At 71.7% G+C, this 14,551-nt stretch carries 16 protein-coding genes; 7 read left to right on the top strand and 9 right to left on the bottom strand.

Annotated elements, in window-relative coordinates:
• Positions 1-55: 55 nt before the first annotated feature.
• Complete coding sequence (locus AC3IYI_RS26560) at positions 56-1,180, bottom strand: magnesium and cobalt transport protein CorA (RefSeq protein ID WP_489406093.1); 1,125 nt, start codon at positions 1,178-1,180, stop codon at positions 56-58.
• A gap of 417 nt (positions 1,181-1,597) precedes the next feature.
• On the opposite strand from AC3IYI_RS26560, the gene AC3IYI_RS26565 reads away from it, so the two are divergent.
• From AC3IYI_RS26565 to AC3IYI_RS26580, 4 genes are all read left to right on the top strand, one after another.
• Positions 1,598-2,182: a suppressor of fused domain protein gene (locus AC3IYI_RS26565; protein WP_489406094.1), complete on the top strand. Its 585-nt coding sequence runs from the start codon at positions 1,598-1,600 to the stop codon at positions 2,180-2,182.
• A gap of 103 nt (positions 2,183-2,285) precedes the next feature.
• On the top strand, positions 2,286-2,933 hold the full coding sequence (locus AC3IYI_RS26570; protein ID WP_489406095.1) for a DUF6758 family protein: 648 nt from the start codon (positions 2,286-2,288) through the stop codon (positions 2,931-2,933).
• A 227-nt stretch (positions 2,934-3,160) separates the two neighbouring features.
• Positions 3,161-4,027, top strand: coding sequence for a PHP domain-containing protein (locus AC3IYI_RS26575; RefSeq protein ID WP_489406096.1), 867 nt, complete (start codon positions 3,161-3,163; stop codon positions 4,025-4,027).
• 67 nt (positions 4,028-4,094) lie between these two features.
• On the top strand, positions 4,095-4,700 hold the full coding sequence (locus AC3IYI_RS26580; RefSeq protein ID WP_489406097.1) for a MarC family protein: 606 nt from the start codon (positions 4,095-4,097) through the stop codon (positions 4,698-4,700).
• Positions 4,701-4,781: 81 nt separating this feature from the next.
• Here the strand turns inward: AC3IYI_RS26580 and AC3IYI_RS26585 are convergent, their stop codons facing one another.
• The 3 genes from AC3IYI_RS26585 to AC3IYI_RS26595 all read right to left on the bottom strand — a co-directional run bounded on the left by AC3IYI_RS26585 (position 4,782) and on the right by AC3IYI_RS26595 (position 8,127).
• A complete protein-coding gene (locus AC3IYI_RS26585; protein WP_383944743.1) occupies positions 4,782-4,934 on the bottom strand; it encodes a DUF8834 family protein in 153 nt (50 codons plus the stop codon).
• A 93-nt stretch (positions 4,935-5,027) separates the two neighbouring features.
• Entirely contained in the window at positions 5,028-5,927 is a 900-nt protein-coding gene (locus AC3IYI_RS26590) for an alpha/beta fold hydrolase (protein WP_489406098.1), read from the bottom strand.
• Between the two features lie 106 nt (positions 5,928-6,033).
• Positions 6,034-8,127, bottom strand: a complete 2,094-nt coding sequence (locus AC3IYI_RS26595) for a DEAD/DEAH box helicase (RefSeq protein WP_489406099.1) — start codon at positions 8,125-8,127, stop codon at positions 6,034-6,036.
• Positions 8,128-8,592: 465 nt separating this feature from the next.
• Between AC3IYI_RS26595 and AC3IYI_RS26600 the strand changes: the two genes are divergently transcribed.
• On the top strand, positions 8,593-9,351 hold the full coding sequence (locus tag AC3IYI_RS26600; RefSeq protein WP_489406100.1) for a ferritin-like fold-containing protein: 759 nt from the start codon (positions 8,593-8,595) through the stop codon (positions 9,349-9,351).
• 98 nt (positions 9,352-9,449) lie between these two features.
• Here the strand turns inward: AC3IYI_RS26600 and AC3IYI_RS26605 are convergent, their stop codons facing one another.
• The 4 genes from AC3IYI_RS26605 to AC3IYI_RS26620 form a co-directional block, all read right to left on the bottom strand.
• Positions 9,450-9,752: a hypothetical protein gene (locus tag AC3IYI_RS26605; RefSeq protein ID WP_489406101.1), complete on the bottom strand. Its 303-nt coding sequence runs from the start codon at positions 9,750-9,752 to the stop codon at positions 9,450-9,452.
• Positions 9,753-9,923: 171 nt separating this feature from the next.
• Positions 9,924-10,151: a DUF3107 domain-containing protein gene (locus AC3IYI_RS26610; protein WP_489406102.1), complete on the bottom strand. Its 228-nt coding sequence runs from the start codon at positions 10,149-10,151 to the stop codon at positions 9,924-9,926.
• A 197-nt stretch (positions 10,152-10,348) separates the two neighbouring features.
• Positions 10,349-10,987 carry a TetR/AcrR family transcriptional regulator gene (locus AC3IYI_RS26615; RefSeq protein ID WP_266904787.1) on the bottom strand — a complete coding sequence of 213 codons (639 nt, stop codon included), beginning with the start codon at positions 10,985-10,987 and terminating at the stop codon, positions 10,349-10,351.
• 146 nt (positions 10,988-11,133) lie between these two features.
• A complete protein-coding gene (locus AC3IYI_RS26620) occupies positions 11,134-11,349 on the bottom strand; it encodes a hypothetical protein (protein WP_489406103.1) in 216 nt (71 codons plus the stop codon).
• A 121-nt stretch (positions 11,350-11,470) separates the two neighbouring features.
• Here AC3IYI_RS26620 and AC3IYI_RS26625 point away from each other — a divergent pair, with 121 nt between their 5' ends.
• Positions 11,471-12,502 (top strand): alpha/beta fold hydrolase, encoded by a 1,032-nt coding sequence (locus AC3IYI_RS26625; RefSeq protein ID WP_489406104.1) that lies wholly within the window; start codon positions 11,471-11,473, stop codon positions 12,500-12,502.
• A 3-nt stretch (positions 12,503-12,505) separates the two neighbouring features.
• Positions 12,506-13,999, top strand: a complete 1,494-nt coding sequence (locus AC3IYI_RS26630) for a DUF3152 domain-containing protein (RefSeq protein WP_489406105.1) — start codon at positions 12,506-12,508, stop codon at positions 13,997-13,999.
• Between the two features lie 106 nt (positions 14,000-14,105).
• Here the strand turns inward: AC3IYI_RS26630 and tnpA are convergent, their stop codons facing one another.
• Positions 14,106-14,534 (bottom strand): IS200/IS605 family transposase, encoded by a 429-nt coding sequence (tnpA, locus tag AC3IYI_RS26635; protein ID WP_489406106.1) that lies wholly within the window; start codon positions 14,532-14,534, stop codon positions 14,106-14,108.
• Positions 14,535-14,551: the final 17 nt, after the last annotated feature.

A 14,551-nucleotide genomic window follows, 5' to 3' on the forward strand; every position in this document is an offset into this window, starting at 1 on the left:
CCCCGCACCCTCACAGTCAGTGGGCTCACAGCCAGTGGGCTCACAGCCAGTGGGCTCACAGCCAGCCGTGGCGGCGCAGGGCCCGGTGGATGGTGAAGCAGGTCCCGGCGATGGCGGCCATCACCATCGGATAGCCGTAGCGCCACTGGAGCTCCGGCATGTGCTCGAAGTTCATCCCGTACACCCCGCAGATCATCGTGGGCACGGCGATGATCGCCGCCCAGGAGGTGATCTTGCGCATGTCCTCGTTCTGCGCGACGGTCGCCTGTGCCAGGTTGGCCTGGAGGATGGAGTTCAGCAGCTCGTCGAAGCCGACGACCTGCTCGTGCACGCGGGCCAGGTGGTCGGCGACGTCGCGGAAGTACTTCTGGATGTCGGGCTCCACCAGCCGCATCGGGCGCTCGCTGAGCAGCTCCATGGGGCGCAGCAGCGGGGAGACGGCCCGCTTGAACTCCAGCACCTCGCGCTTGAGCTGGTAGATGCGGCCCGCGTCGCCGCCGCGCGCGGCGCCCTTGGCGGGGGCGGCGAAGACGTCGCTCTCCACCTCGTCGATGTCGTCCTGCACGGCCGCGGCGACGGCGATGTACCCGTCGACCACGTGGTCGGCGAGGGAGTGCAGGACGGCGGACGGGCCCTTGGCGAGGAGCGCCGGGTCGTCCTGGAGGCGGTGGCGCAGGCCCTTGAGGGAGCCGTGGCCGCCGTGCCGGACGGTGATGACGAAGTCGGGGCCGGTGAAGCACATCACCTCGCCGGTCTCCACCACCTCGCTGGTGGCGGTGAGTTCGGCGTGCTCGACGTAGTGGATCGTCTTGAAGACGGTGAAGAGGGTGTCGTCGTAGCGCTCCAGCTTCGGCCGCTGGTGGGCGTGCACCGCGTCCTCCACGGCGAGCGGGTGCAGCCCGAACACGGCGGCGATCCCCGCGAACTCGGCCTCCGTCGGCTCGTGCAGGCCGATCCAGGCGAAACCGCCGTCCGCGCGGACCTCGCGCAGCGCCTCACGGGGCGTCAGACAGGAGGCTCCCTGCGCGCGCACGTCACGCCGCCCGTCGCGGTAGACGGCGCAGTCGACCACCGCGCTGATCGCGGACGGGTCGCGGGTGGTGTCGTAGCCGGGCTGTGCCGGGGTGGACCTGCGCAGCGCGGGGCGGACGGCGGCACGGAGGTAGGGCAGCATCGACATGGCAGGCTCCTTCGCGCGCACGGCTGCGGACCGTACGGGTGGGAGGTCCTTCCGGACGGCACGCTCACCCGGTCGGCAGTCCGGGCGGGCAGGCGGAAGGATCAGGACGGGAGGACACAGTTCTTCCGTCGCTCTTCGACCGATCCGGCGTGTTGATTCAAAGACGCGCGGATCAAAGGGGGCGCGGCGCGCCCGTCGGCGAAGTGGAAGAGCGAGAGGTACCGCACGTACTGTGCGATCGACTTCGATGCACCGCAGCCCCACCTCCTCCGGCCGGTCCCCCGTGAGGGACGTCCTGTCGCCGGGGCACTGAAACTTCTCTTCTGAGAGCGTCCCCGACCAGCGGTCAACGATATCAGCCGACGGATGGTCAAGAGCCGCTCTTTACCCGGCTGATACGAGTTCTATGCTCGCTCCATGGCAGAAATTCTGGCCCTTGTGGAAGCCCGGCTGCGCGCCGCGCTCGGCGAACCCGATGCCCGCGCCGCCGTCACCTTCCTGGGCACCGACCGTTTCGAAGTCCTCCGCTTCACCGAGGGCGACCTCGTGCGGTACGCGACCCTCGGCATGTCCGCCCAGCCGATGACCGACCCGACGGCGGTGGTCTCCGACCCGGTGCGAGGCCCGCGCGCGGAGCTCGTGCTGACCGTACGGGGCGGGCTCGCGCCCACCGACAAGCTGCTGCGGCCGCTGGCCGTGCTGGCGGCGTCGCCCCAGGTGGAAGGACTCATCGTGGCGCCCGGCGCCTCACTGGACGTGGGTGAACCCCTGTGGGACGGGGCGCCGTTCACCTCCGTGCTCGTGGGGGAGCCCGGCGGCCTGGTCGAGGACGTCGTCCTGGACGACCCCCTGGACCCCGTCTCCTTCTTCCCCCTCCTGCCGATGACGGCGAACGAGGCGGCGTGGAAGCGGGTCCACGGCGCGGCCGCCCTGCAGGAACGCTGGCTCGCGCGCGGCACGGATCTGCGGGACCCTCTGCGTACGGCAGTCGCACTGGACTGAGCATCCGGCCGCCGCCTGGACTGAGCATCCGGCCGCCGCCCGGCCGCCCGGACGGGTGAGCGCGTCTTGACGGGGCGCGTGGCGGGGAGGAGCGTGGCTTTTTATGAGGGGCGAACCGAGTTGCCCGAAGTGCGGTGGACGGGTCAGGGCGCCCGGTCTCTTCGCCGACTCCTGGCAGTGCGCGCTACACGGCACCGTCCATCCGTTGCAACCCGTGATCCCGCCGAGCGTCGAAGGCCTGGGCGTGGTGGTGAACCGGGCGCAGGTGCCGGTCTGGATGCCCTGGCCGCTGCCCGTCGGCTGGCTGTTCACCGGGGTCGCCTCCGCCGGTGACGACCGCAGTGGCGGCCGGGCCACCGCCGTGGCCTGCTCGGGTCCCGGCCCGCTCGGCGGCATCGGCGAACTGCTGCTGATCGCCGAGGAGCTGGGCGTCGGCCTGGGCGCGCGGTTCGCCGGCCTCGACGCCCCCGACCCGGGCCGCTACATGAACGTCTCCGCCGCGCCGCACGCCAAGGTGGTCGCCGCCGGGCGCCCGACGCCCCTCTGGCACGTCACCGGCGTCCCCGAGGACCGGGCCGTCTTCGCCGGCGAGGCGCGCGGGCTGTGGCTGTGGGCCATCGTCTGGCCGGAGCAGTCGGGCCTGCTGATGTACGACGAGCTGGTCCTGACCGACCTGCGCGACGCGGGAACCGAGGTGGAGCTGCTGCCCTGCGGCGCCCTGAGCCCCCGCATTTTGTCCCAGCCTTCTTGACGCGCCCCTCCCTTCTTGACGCGCCCCTCGCGCGGCTCGGCCCTGGCGGGCCTCCCCGGCTTCGGGGCGCTGCGCCGGACTCCGTCCGGCGGTCCGGGGCGCGGGCGGTCCGGGGCGCGGGCCGTCCTGCGGTCTCCGGCGCCGCCGGTCCGATGGGGCCCCTACCGGGGAAAGCGGACTGTATCCTGGAGTGTCCCCCGTCCGCGTGTGAACCCTGGAGTTCGGCTGTGCGCATCGATCTGCACGCCCACTCCACGGCCTCGGACGGTACGGACACCCCCGCCGAGCTGGTGCGCAATGCCGCCGGTGCCGGGCTCGACGTGGTGGCGCTGACCGACCACGACACCGTCGCCGGATACCGCGAGGCCATCGCCGCGCTGCCCCAGGGGCTGACCCTGGTCACCGGCGCCGAGCTGAGCTGCCGTCTCGACGGCATCGGCATGCACATGCTGGCGTACCTCTTCGACCCCGAGGAGCCCGAGCTCTTCCGTGAGCGGGAGCTCGTCCGCGACGACCGCGTCCCGCGCGCGCAGGCCATGATCGGCAAACTGCAGGGCCTCGAGGTGGACATCACCTGGGAGCAGGTGGCCCGGATCGCCGGTGAGGGCTCCGTGGGACGCCCGCACATCGCCGCCGCGCTCGTCGAGCTGGGCGTCGTGCCCACCGTGTCGGACGCCTTCACCGCGGACTGGCTCGCCGACGGCGGCCGCGCGTACGCCGAGAAGCACGAGCTCGACCCCTTCGACGCGATCCGCCTGGTCAAGGCGGCCGGCGGGGTCACCGTCTTCGCGCATCCCGCCGCCGTCAAGCGCGGCACCTGTGTTCCCGAGAGCGCGATAGCCGCCCTCGCCTCGGCCGGCCTCGACGGCATCGAGGTCGATCACATGGACCACGACGACGCCACCCGCGCGCGCCTGCGCGGCCTGGCCGGCGACCTCGGTCTGCTGACCACCGGGTCCAGCGATTACCACGGCAGCCGCAAGACCTGCCGCCTCGGGGAGTACACGACCGACCCCGAGATCTACGGCGAGATCACCCGCCGTGCCACCGGGGCGTTCCCGGTCCCCGGCGCCGGTGGACGCGTACGCGGCTGACCGCTGCCGCCGCCCCTCCCGCTCTGCGCCCCTTTTTCGTGACACCCCTCTCCTGCAAGGCATCACTGTGCTCGATTTCGCCGTCTTCGGATCCCTCTTTCTTACGCTTTTTGTGATTATGGACCCCCCGGGGATCACGCCCATCTTCCTCGCGCTGACCTCGGGCCGCCCCGCCAAGGTGCAGCGCCGCATGGCCTGGCAGGCCGTCTGCGTCGCCTTCGGCGTCATCGCCGTGTTCGGCATCTGCGGCCAGCAGATCCTCGACTACCTGCACGTCTCCGTGCCGGCCCTGATGATCGCGGGCGGGCTGCTGCTCCTGCTCATCGCGCTCGACCTGCTCACCGGCAAGACCGACGAGCCGAAGCAGACCAAGGACGTGAACGTCGCGCTCGTCCCGCTCGGCATGCCGCTGCTCGCCGGGCCCGGCGCGATCGTCTCGGTGATCCTGGCCGTGCAGAAGGCCGACGGGCTCACCGGGCAGTTCTCGGTGTGGGCCGCGATCGTCGCGATGCACATCGTGCTGTGGGTGGTGATGCGCTACTCGCTCGTCATCATCCGCGTGATCAAGGACGGCGGCGTGGTCCTCGTGACGCGGCTGGCGGGCATGATGCTGTCCGCGATCGCCGTCCAGCAGATCATCAACGGCGTGCTCCAGGTGATCCAGACCGCGTAGCGCCCCGCGCAACCCGCCGCGCATGCGAACGCCCCCGCACCGGGATCGGTGCGGGGGCGTTCGGCGAATAGGTGGACGCGGTCAGTTGGACACGGTCTCGGCCGGTCGGATCAGGAGGCGCTGGCCGACGGCCGCGGCCTGCTGCACGATCCGGTTGACGGAGGCCGCGTCCACGACGGTGCTGTCCACGGCAGATCCGTCGACGTCGTCCAGGCGCAGAATCTCGAAGCGCATGGGGCTTCTCCCTTCGTCAGTGTTCTTCCTTGTACAGGGTTAACGAAGTGTAAGCCGCAAACATTCCCTACGCTAAGGAAATTTTTTCCTTGTCTAACTACTAACGGGTACCGGAGACGCCAGGATCCCGTCAGGACCCCGCCAGAACGCCGCCAGCGCCGCCGCCGTGCCCGCCGGATCCTCGGCGTTCGGCGAGTGTTCCGTCCCCGCGATCACCACCCGCGCCGCGCCCAGCCGGTGCGCCATCGCGTCCATCTCCGACACCGGCCACACCGGGTCCGACTCACCGGACAGCACCAGCTTCGCCAGCCCGGGGGCCGCGGCGGCGAGCTCCTCGATCCGGTCCGGCTCCTCGATCAGCGTCCGGCCCGTCACCATCAGCTGCTCGGGGACGGTCCCCAGCCAGCGGGCGCGCAGGAAGGCCGCGAGGGCCGGGTCCTCGGGGGGCGCGTCGCGCGGATCCATGGCGCGCATGGCCGCCCAGATGCCCGGCATGTCGTCGCCCATCGCCTCCAGCGCCGAGATCAGCAGCTTCGTACGGCCCTGCTGGTCCGCGCAGACCGCGCCCGGGCCGCTGCTCAGCAGTGTGAGGCTGGCGTACGGGGCCGGATCGCGGACCACGGCCGCCCGGACGATCAGCCCGCCCAGCGAATGCCCGAGCAGGTGCACCGGACCCGCCGCGTCCAGGGCGGCGGTCTGCGCGAGGACGTCCTGCGCCAGTTCCGCCAGGGCGTACGGGGCCTGCGTGCGCGGGCCGCCGCTCTCGTGCTGGCCGCGGCCGTCGACGGCGACGACGCGGTATCCGGCATTGGACAGCGGCCCGAGGAGGCCGATGAAGTCCTCCTTGCTGCCGGTGTAGCCGGGCACCAGCAGGGCGGTACCGCGGGCCGGCCCGCCGGGCACCGCCTCGTGCACGGCGAACTCGCCGCGGGCCGTGGTCAGCCGGTACGCGCGGGCTGCGGGCGGGAGCGTGAGGGTCGGCGGCTTGCTCATGGGCCGAGGTTACCGGCCCGTACGCCCGTACGGGAGCTCCGCCCGGGCCCGGGTACGCCGATGGCCCCGGCCCCTCGAAAGGGGACCGGGGCCATCGGCAGGGGCATTACGCCTCCGGGGTCTCCACCGCGGCGACGGCCTTGCGGGTCCGCGTGCGCTTCGGCTTCACCGGAGCCTCCTCGGCGGGAGCGGCGGCTTCGGCGGCCGGAGCCTCCGGGGCGGCAGCCGCGACCTTGCGGGTGCGGGTGCGCTTCGGCTTGACCGGAGCCTCCTCCGCCACCGGGGCGGCGGCTTCGGCGACGACCTCGGCGGCCGGGGCGCTGGCTGCGACCTTGCGGGTCCGCGTGCGCTTCGGCTTGACCGGGGCCTCCTCGGAGACCGCGACCGCGACCGCGGCGACGGCCGGAGCGGCCGGAGCCTCGACCACGGCGGCCTGGGCGACGACCTCGGCCACCGGGGCGGCGACCGGAGCGGCGTCGGCCTTGCGGGGGGCACGGGCACGCGGGGCGCTGGTGCGGGCGGAGCTGGTGCGGGGGGCGCCGGTGCGGCGCTCCCGGACCGGCTCGACCATGGGGGCCATCTGGAAGTCGGGCTCGGGCTCCACGACGAACGGGGCCAGGGGTTCCAGCGCCGTCGCGGGGGCGACGAAGGTGGCGGCCGGAGCGGCCGACCGGGTCCGGCGACGGCGCGGCTTGCGCGCCTCGTCGGCGGCGGCCGGGGCCTCCGGAGCCTGCACCGCCGCGGCGGGCGCGGCGACGGGGATGACCGGAGTGGCCTCGGTGGCCTCGGTGGTCACCGGGGTCAGGAGCTCGGCGCCGTGGTCCGAGCCGCCACGGGTGCGGCGACGCTGGCGCGGGGTGCGGGGTGCGCGCTCCTCGGTGACCGGGGCGGCGGCAGCGCGGCCACCGTCGCGTCCACCGTCACGACCGGCATCGCGTCCACGGTCACGACCGCCGTCACGACCGCTGTCGCGGCCACCGTCGCGACCGCCACGGCCACCACGGCCGCCGGTCTCGCCCAGGTCTTCCAGGTCCTCGGCCTTCAGGCCGGCCCGCGTGCGCTCGCCGCGCGGCAGGACGCCCTTGGTGCCGGCCGGGATGTTCATCTGCTCGTACAGGTGCGGGGACGTGGAGTACGTCTCCACCGGGTCGTGGAAGTCCAGCTCCAGCGCCTTGTTGATCAGCTGCCAGCGCGGGATGTCGTCCCAGTCGACCAGGGTGACGGCGATGCCCTTCTTGCCCGCGCGGCCGGTGCGGCCCACACGGTGCAGGAAGGTCTTCTCGTCCTCGGGCGTCTGGTAGTTGATGACGTGGGTGACACCCTCGACATCGATACCGCGCGCGGCGACGTCGGTGCAGACCAGTACGTCGACCTTGCCGTTGCGGAAGGCGCGCAGCGCCTGCTCGCGGGCGCCCTGGCCCAGGTCGCCGTGGACGGCGCCGGACGCGAAGCCGCGCTTCTCGAGCTGCTCGGCGATGTCGGCCGCGGTGCGCTTGGTGCGGCAGAAGATCATGGCGAGCCCGCGGCCTTCGGCCTGCAGGATGCGGGAGACGAGCTCCGGCTTGTCCATGTTGTGCGCACGGAAGACGTGCTGCGTGGTGTTGGCGACGGTCGCGCCCTCGCCGTCTTCGGAGACGGCGCGGATGTGCGTCGGCTGCGTCATGTACCGGCGGGCCAGTCCGATGACCGCACCCGGCATGGTCGCCGAGAACAGCATCGTCTGCCGCTTGGCCGGCAGGTAGCTCATGATCCTCTCGACGTCGGGCAGGAAGCCCAGGTCGAGCATTTCGTCGGCCTCGTCCAGGACGAGGGCCTTGACCTTGGAGAGGTCGAGCTTCTTCTGTCCGGCCAGGTCGAGCAGGCGGCCCGGGGTGCCGACGATGACGTCGACGCCCTTCTTGAGCGCCTCGACCTGCGGCTCGTACGCGCGGCCGCCGTATATGGCGAGGACGCGGACGTTGCGGACCTTGCCCGCGGTGAGGAGGTCGTTGGTGACCTGGGTGCAGAGCTCGCGGGTCGGAACCACCACGAGGGCCTGCGGGGCGTCGGTGAGCTGATCCGGCGTGGAACGGCCGGCCTCGACGTCCGCGGGGACGACGACGCGCTCCAGCAGGGGGAGGCCGAAACCGAGCGTCTTGCCGGTACCGGTCTTGGCCTGGCCGATGACGTCCGTGCCGGACATGGCGACGGGGAGGGTCATCTCCTGGATCGGGAAGGGGGACACAATGCCGACGGCCTCAAGGGCTTCGGCCGTCTCGGGAAAGATCCCGAGGTCTCGGAACGTAGTCAGGGTGCTGCCTCTTCTGTGAGACGCGGCGCGAGGCGGCGAAGGGGGTCGTACCGTGCCGGGCTTGCAGTACTACTACGTACGTACGAAGCTGCGCGGGACCACGAGCCATCGCTCAGGCGCTTTATGCCGCTGAGGGGGCCCCTCGTGGGAGGCGGTACGTATGAACGTACGCATCACGCCGAGGGCGGTCGGGTGGAGCCGATCGGGCCACCGACCGGGCATCCTCATTCGGATGGCCCGCCGAGTGTTCGGCAGGCGCATTACCACTGTACCCCGGAATCTCGCAGCTGTGTCGGGTGAATTCACCGGGTAGGCGCGTTTACGTGGACTGAGCAGGTGGTTCGTGGTTCCTTTAGGCGAGCTATTGTGCGGAGCATGTCGACCGTTGAAAACGCATCGCCCGCCGACGAAAGCGCCCCCTCCGAGGCAGCCGGCATCGCCGCCCAGGACTGGGCCACGGCCTCCGCCTCGCCGCAGTACCGGGCCGCCGTGGTGGATCTGCTGGGGGCGCTCGCGTACGGCGAACTCGCGGCCTTCGAACGCCTCGCGGAGGACGCGAAGCTCGCGCCCACCCTGGGCGACAAGGCCGAGCTCGCGAAGATGGCCTCCGCCGAGTTCCACCACTTCGAGCGCCTGCGCGACCGGCTCACCGCGATCGACGAGGACGCCACCGCCGCGATGGAGCCCTTCGCGAAGGGCGTCGACGACTTCCACCGCCAGACCGCCCCGTCGGACTGGCTGGAAGGCCTGGTCAAGGCCTATGTCGGCGACTCCATCGCCAGCGACTTCTACCGCGAGGTGGCCACCCACCTCGACACGGACACCCGCGGGCTCGTCGTGAGCGTGCTCGACGACACCGGCCACGGCGGTTTCGCCGTCGCGAAGGTGCGCGCGGCCATCGAGGCCGACCCGCGCTGCGGCGGCCGGCTCGCGCTGTGGGCCCGCCGGCTGATGGGCGAGGCCCTGTCGCAGGCGCAGCGCGTGGTCGCCGAGCGCGACGCGCTCTCCACCATGCTGGTCGGCGGGGTGGACGGGATGGCGGCCGGCTTCGACCTGGCGGCCGTCGGCGAGATGTTCACCCGGATCACCAAGGCGCACACCAAGCGCATGGCGGCCCTGGGCCTGGCGGCGTAGCCCCGGCCCCCACCCCAGGCATACGTCGGCCCCCGCGCAGAAGCTCCGCGCGGGGGCCGATGCCGTAGGTCAGTGAGGCTGCCCGTCAGTGGGGCCGTCTAGCCCCGCGTCGGAACCGAAAACGGAGTCCGGTGGGACGGCCTCGCAGTCCGGCCGGCGGGCCGCAGCAGCAGGGACAGGACCACCGCCGAGACCAGCGCACCGCCGATGAGGGTCGCGAACAGGTTGTTGTGCCCGGGGCCCAGCGCGGTGTGCGTCAGATAGGCGCCGAAGAGGGCGCCGGCCACTCCGCTCACCAGCACCGCCCGCGGAGAGGGCAGCCGCGGGCCGAGCGCACCGACGGCTGCCCCGGCCAGGGCGAGGCCCAGGAGGGCGGAGCCGAGCGCCTCGATCAGCAGCATGGGGGTTCCTCTCGAACGGCGGACGTACCGGGGCGTACCGGGAGCGTGTTCTTACAGCGGTCCTACCCGAAGCGGAGGAAACGGAAACGGCCCGGCGGAGTCGTCCACCGGGCCGTTCTCGGTACTTCGGGGTGCTTCGAGGTGCTCCGCAGTGCTCTGGGAGCGTTCGGCTCAGAGAGCGCCGAAGCCGACCTTGCGCACGTTGGGCTCGCCCAGGTCGACGTACGACAGGCGCTCGGACGGCACCAGGACCTTGCGGCCCTTGATGTCCGTGAGGCTCAGCAGCGGCGCCGAGCCGGACAGGGCGGCGGTGACGATGCTCTCCAGCTCCTCGGCACTCAGGTCGCTCTCGAGCACGATCTCCCGGGGTGCGTGCTGCACGCCGATCTTGACCTCCACGGCCTTGTCCCTCCGACGGTCCGGTTCGCGCGATCAGCCGCGCCGTTACCCGGTCCACATTAGCCCGGAGAGGGGACGTGTCCGCCGCGCGGCGAAAACGCTCGCAGCGAACAGCCGCCGGTCAGACCGGCGGGGGCCGCCGGGGCCGGCCCGGAAAGCCGGGCCGGCGCTGCTCGGACGTCTGCTCGGACGTCCGCTCAGACGTCCGTCGGGTGCAGCGGGAAGCCGGCGATTCCGCGCCAGGCGAGGGAGGTCAGCAGGCCCACCGCGGTGTCACGGGCGACCGGGCTCTCGCTCGACAGCCAGTACCGGGCCACGACCTGCGAGACCCCGCCCAGGCCCACGGCCAGCAGCATCGACTCGTCCTTCGACAGGCCGGTGTCCTCGGCGATGACGTCCGAGATGGCCTCGGCGCACTGCAGCGAGACGCGGTCGACGCGCTCGCGCACCGCCGGCTCGTTCGTCAGGTCCGACTCGAAGACCAGCCGGAAGGCGCCGCCCTCGTCCTCGACGTACGCGAAGTAGGCGTCCATGGTCGCGGCGACGCGCATCTTGTTGTCGCTCGTCGACGCGAGCGCGGTGCGCACGGCGAGCAGCAGGGCCTCGCAATGCTGGTCCAGGAGCGCCAGGTAGAGGTCGAGTTTGCCGGGGAAGTGCTGGTAGAGCACCGGCTTGCTGACTCCGGCACGCTCCGCGATGTCGTCCATGGCCGCTGCGTGATAACCCTGCGCGACGAAGACCTCCTGGGCGGCGCCCAGGAGCTGGTTGCGCCGGGCCCGGCGCGGAAGTCGCGTGCCCCGCGGACGCGCTGCCTCGGTCTGCTCGATGGCTGTCACGCCGCCTCCCACTTTCTTTAGAACACAATGCGCCTTGCGTCGCGCGGCCATCGTACTTTTCGGTAACCGAATCTGGAGGGTTCAAGCCGAGTTTTCTCGCGGTACGGACCGCCGGTTACCCGCCGGAGATGCTGGTCAGCGCTTGCTCAGCGGTAATCGTCCTCGTCCAGGGTCACCACCCGGGTCTGCTCGGCGGCGTCCCCGTCGGAGGCTTCGCGCTGGCCCACGGGGGTCAGCGGATCGTCCTCGCTCGGATTCAACTCCGCGTTCTGCTCCGCCGCGTCCGCCTCGGGGGCTTCCACGTCGAGGCTTTCCTGCTGCTCTGACTGGAAGGTGTCCGGTTCCGCAGGGTCGACAGTCATGGAGCCACCCCTTTCCACCTACGAGCCTAGGAGGATCCCGCATACCCCGCTAGGCGGTTCGGCAAGCATCTGTGACGGCGAACACAAGAGGAGCCGCGTGATCGTCTCGTAACATTGCCCCATGTCTTCGACCGAGCTGCCGGGTGTACGGTCCACCGCCGCGCTGTCTTCCCAGGTGGGAGCCGTGCGAGTGGCCGAAGGGGAGCAGCTGCGCACCGACCGGCTGCCCGGGCTGGAAATCAACGTACGCGTACGCCCGCCGGTCCGGGCCGGTTTGCCCCCCGCGCTCTTCGTCCACGGGCTCGGCGGTTCCTCGCAGAACTGGTCCGCGCTCATGGGGCGGCTGGCCGGTTCCGTCGACGGCGAGGCCGTGGACCTGCCCGGCTTCGGCTGGTCCCCGCCGCCCGCCGACCGGGACTACTCCGTCACCGGGCTCGCGCGCACCGTGATCCGCCACCTCGACGCCTCCGGGCGCGGACCGGTGCACCTGTTCGGGAACTCCCTCGGCGGGGCCGTGTCCACCCGGGTCGCGGCCGTCCGGCCCGACCTGGTGCGCACGCTGACGCTGGTCTCCCCGGCCCTGCCCGAACTGCGCGTGCAGAAGTCGGCCGTGCCGACCGCGCTGCTCGCCGTACCCGGCATGGCCGGGGTGCTCGACCGGCTCACCCGCGGTCTGAGCGCCGAGCGGCGCACCCGGGGGGTGACGGACCTCTGCTACGGAGACCCCTCGCGGGTGACACCCGAGGCGTTCGAGGCGGCCGTCGAGGAAATGGAACGGCGGCTCGCGCTCCCGTACTTCTGGGACGCGATGACCCGTTCCTCGCGCGGCATCGTCGACGCCTACACCCTCGGTGGGCAGCACGGACTGTGGCGCCAGGCGCAGCGGGTGCTCGCGCCGACCCTGCTGGTCTACGGTGGCCGGGACCAGCTCGTCTCGTACCGTATGGCGCGCAAGGCCGCCGCGGCCTTCCGGGGTTCGCGGTTGCTGTCCCTGCCCGAGGCGGGACACGTGGCGATGATGGAGTACCCCGAGGTGGTCGCGGCCGCCTTCCGGGAGCTGCTGGACGCCACCGGCGAGGGGGACTCCGTGAACGCCATGAACGTCATGAACACCGTGCACACCATGAACACCGACGAGGACGGCAAGGGCTGAGACGTGGGACGACATAGTCGCAAGGAGCCCGTCAAAGCTCCCGGCCCCGGCTCAGGCCATCCGCAGCCGGCCGAACGGGCCGGTGCAAGGGCCGCTGCCCCCGCTCCGGCCGGGTGGGCCGAGCCGGCCGCCGCCCCGCGCGGGTACGCGGCCGGGCCGCGCCACGAGCCGGTGTCCGGAGCGCGCGGCGGCCATCCCGAACAGCACGAGCCCGGCGGAGCCTGGGGCTCGGCCGCGGGTACCGGTGCGGCCTACGGGGACTGGCGCGGGGCCCCGCGCACCCGGCCGGCGGCCGGCGGCACGGGCGCACCTGCCCCGGTCTACGGCACCCCGGTCTACGACGCTCCGGCTTACGACACCCCGGTCTACGACGCTCCGGCTTACGACACCCCGGTCTACGACACCCCGGCCTTCGGTACCCCCGCGGTCGGCTTCCCGCAGGTCACCCTCGACTCGCCGATGACCGCGACGGGCTCGCACCGTCGGATCCCGGTCCACGAGGACGCCTTCACCGCGACCGGCCCCCGCCGCGCCGTCCCCGCCGTCGGGGACCGCTTCGCGGAGGACGCCTTCACCGCCACCGGGTCGCACCGCCGGATCCCCGCGCCGCGTACCCCGGTCGTCACCCCCGTCGAGGAGGCGGAGCAGGGGCTGCCCGCGGCCGGGCGCGGCGTCAAAGGCCGTACGTACGCCGGGATGGCCGCCGCGGCCGTCACCGTCGCGCTCGCCGTCGTCGTCGCGGGCCAGGCGGCCTCCGAGAACGACAGCGCCAAGAACGACGTCCGCGCCGCCGACGAGGGGAACAGGCACGCCTCCCAGGGCGACGCCGCCGCCTCCCGCTCCGACGGCCGGCCCACCCCGGACGCCTCCGCGGCGCTCAAGGCCGCGCCGGAGCTCACGTACGACCAGAAGATGGCGCAGCAGTTCCCGATCGACGAGAAGCTGAAGGGCTCCGGCGCCTTCGACACCGTGCCCGGTGTGGCGAAGGCGCCCGGCAAGGGGCAGGTGGTCCGCTACCGCGTCGACGCTGAGCAGGGACTCGGCCTGGATGCACAGCTGTTCGCCGAGGCCGTGCACCGCACGCTGAACGACGACCGGAGCTGGGGCCACGGCGGTACGAAGACCTTCGAGCGGGTGCCGGGCGGCGAAGCCGCGTTCGTGATCACGCTCGCCAGCCCCGGGACCACCGGCGTCTGGTGCAAGAAGTCCGGGCTCGACACCACCATCGACAACGTCTCCTGCGACTCCGCGTCGACCGACCGCGTGATGATCAACGCGTACCGGTGGTCGCAGGGTTCGGCGACGTACGGTGCGGACCAGATGTTCGCCTACCGCCAGATGCTGATCAACCACGAGGTCGGCCACCGGCTCGGCCACGGCCACGTGAGCTGCCAGACACCGGGCGCGCTCGCCCCGATCATGCAGCAGCAGACGAAGTCCCTGGACATCAACGGCGTCCACTGCAAGCCCAACCCCTGGGTGTATCCCGGGAGTTGATCGACCTCTGATCTTGGCCAGTGCTCCGCCCTTCAGGGAGGGGTGAAGGCCGTCCTTGGGTCGGAGGCGCGGTGCGCCGGAGGGCTCTGCGCTTCTGTGGTGGCGGTCAGAGGGGGCGCTGCTGGTTCTCGATGTACTGCTTGACATCGGTCAGGGGTGCCCCGCCGCATGATCCTGCGAAGTAGGAGCCGGACCAGAAGTGTCCGCCCCACAGGTGCAGGCGGACATGGCTGTCGTACTCCTGGCGGAGCCGTCGGGAGCTGACGCCCTTGAGGAAGTTGACCAGTTTGGAAAGCTGGGCTTTCGGCGGGTAGTGCACGAGCAGGTGCACGTGGTCTTGTTCTCCGTTGAACTGCTTCAGTTCGGCCTCAAAGTCGGCGCAGACCTCCCGCATGATCTCTTCGGTGCGGGTCAGCATGGCGTCGGTGAACGCTTTCCGCCTGTACTTGGTGAGGAAAGCCAAGTGAACGTGCAGGTTGTAGACAACATGGCGACCGGTTCTGGCATCGGGATTAGGGTTCCAGCGCGGTGACATGAGCCAATGCTAGGTTC

It is taken from the genome of Streptomyces sp. GL_148 (assembly GCF_057834205.1).

What these genes read in the sequence shown, in the direction of transcription:
- AC3IYI_RS26560 (WP_489406093.1), bottom strand. Translation starts at nt 1,180, where the DNA reads ATGTCGATGCTGCCCTACCTCCGTGCCGCCGTCCGCCCCGCGCTGCGC.
- AC3IYI_RS26565 (WP_489406094.1), top strand. Translation starts at nt 1,598, where the DNA reads ATGGCAGAAATTCTGGCCCTTGTGGAAGCCCGGCTGCGCGCCGCGCTC.
- AC3IYI_RS26570 (WP_489406095.1), top strand. Translation starts at nt 2,286, where the DNA reads ATGAGGGGCGAACCGAGTTGCCCGAAGTGCGGTGGACGGGTCAGGGCG.
- AC3IYI_RS26585 (WP_383944743.1), bottom strand. Translation starts at nt 4,934, where the DNA reads ATGCGCTTCGAGATTCTGCGCCTGGACGACGTCGACGGATCTGCCGTG.
- AC3IYI_RS26590 (WP_489406098.1), bottom strand. Translation starts at nt 5,927, where the DNA reads ATGAGCAAGCCGCCGACCCTCACGCTCCCGCCCGCAGCCCGCGCGTAC.
- AC3IYI_RS26595 (WP_489406099.1), bottom strand. Translation starts at nt 8,127, where the DNA reads ATGACCCTCCCCGTCGCCATGTCCGGCACGGACGTCATCGGCCAGGCC.
- AC3IYI_RS26600 (WP_489406100.1), top strand. Translation starts at nt 8,593, where the DNA reads ATGTCGACCGTTGAAAACGCATCGCCCGCCGACGAAAGCGCCCCCTCC.
- AC3IYI_RS26605 (WP_489406101.1), bottom strand. Translation starts at nt 9,752, where the DNA reads ATGCTGCTGATCGAGGCGCTCGGCTCCGCCCTCCTGGGCCTCGCCCTG.
- AC3IYI_RS26620 (WP_489406103.1), bottom strand. Translation starts at nt 11,349, where the DNA reads ATGACTGTCGACCCTGCGGAACCGGACACCTTCCAGTCAGAGCAGCAG.
- AC3IYI_RS26625 (WP_489406104.1), top strand. Translation starts at nt 11,471, where the DNA reads ATGTCTTCGACCGAGCTGCCGGGTGTACGGTCCACCGCCGCGCTGTCT.
- tnpA (WP_489406106.1), bottom strand. Translation starts at nt 14,534, where the DNA reads ATGTCACCGCGCTGGAACCCTAATCCCGATGCCAGAACCGGTCGCCAT.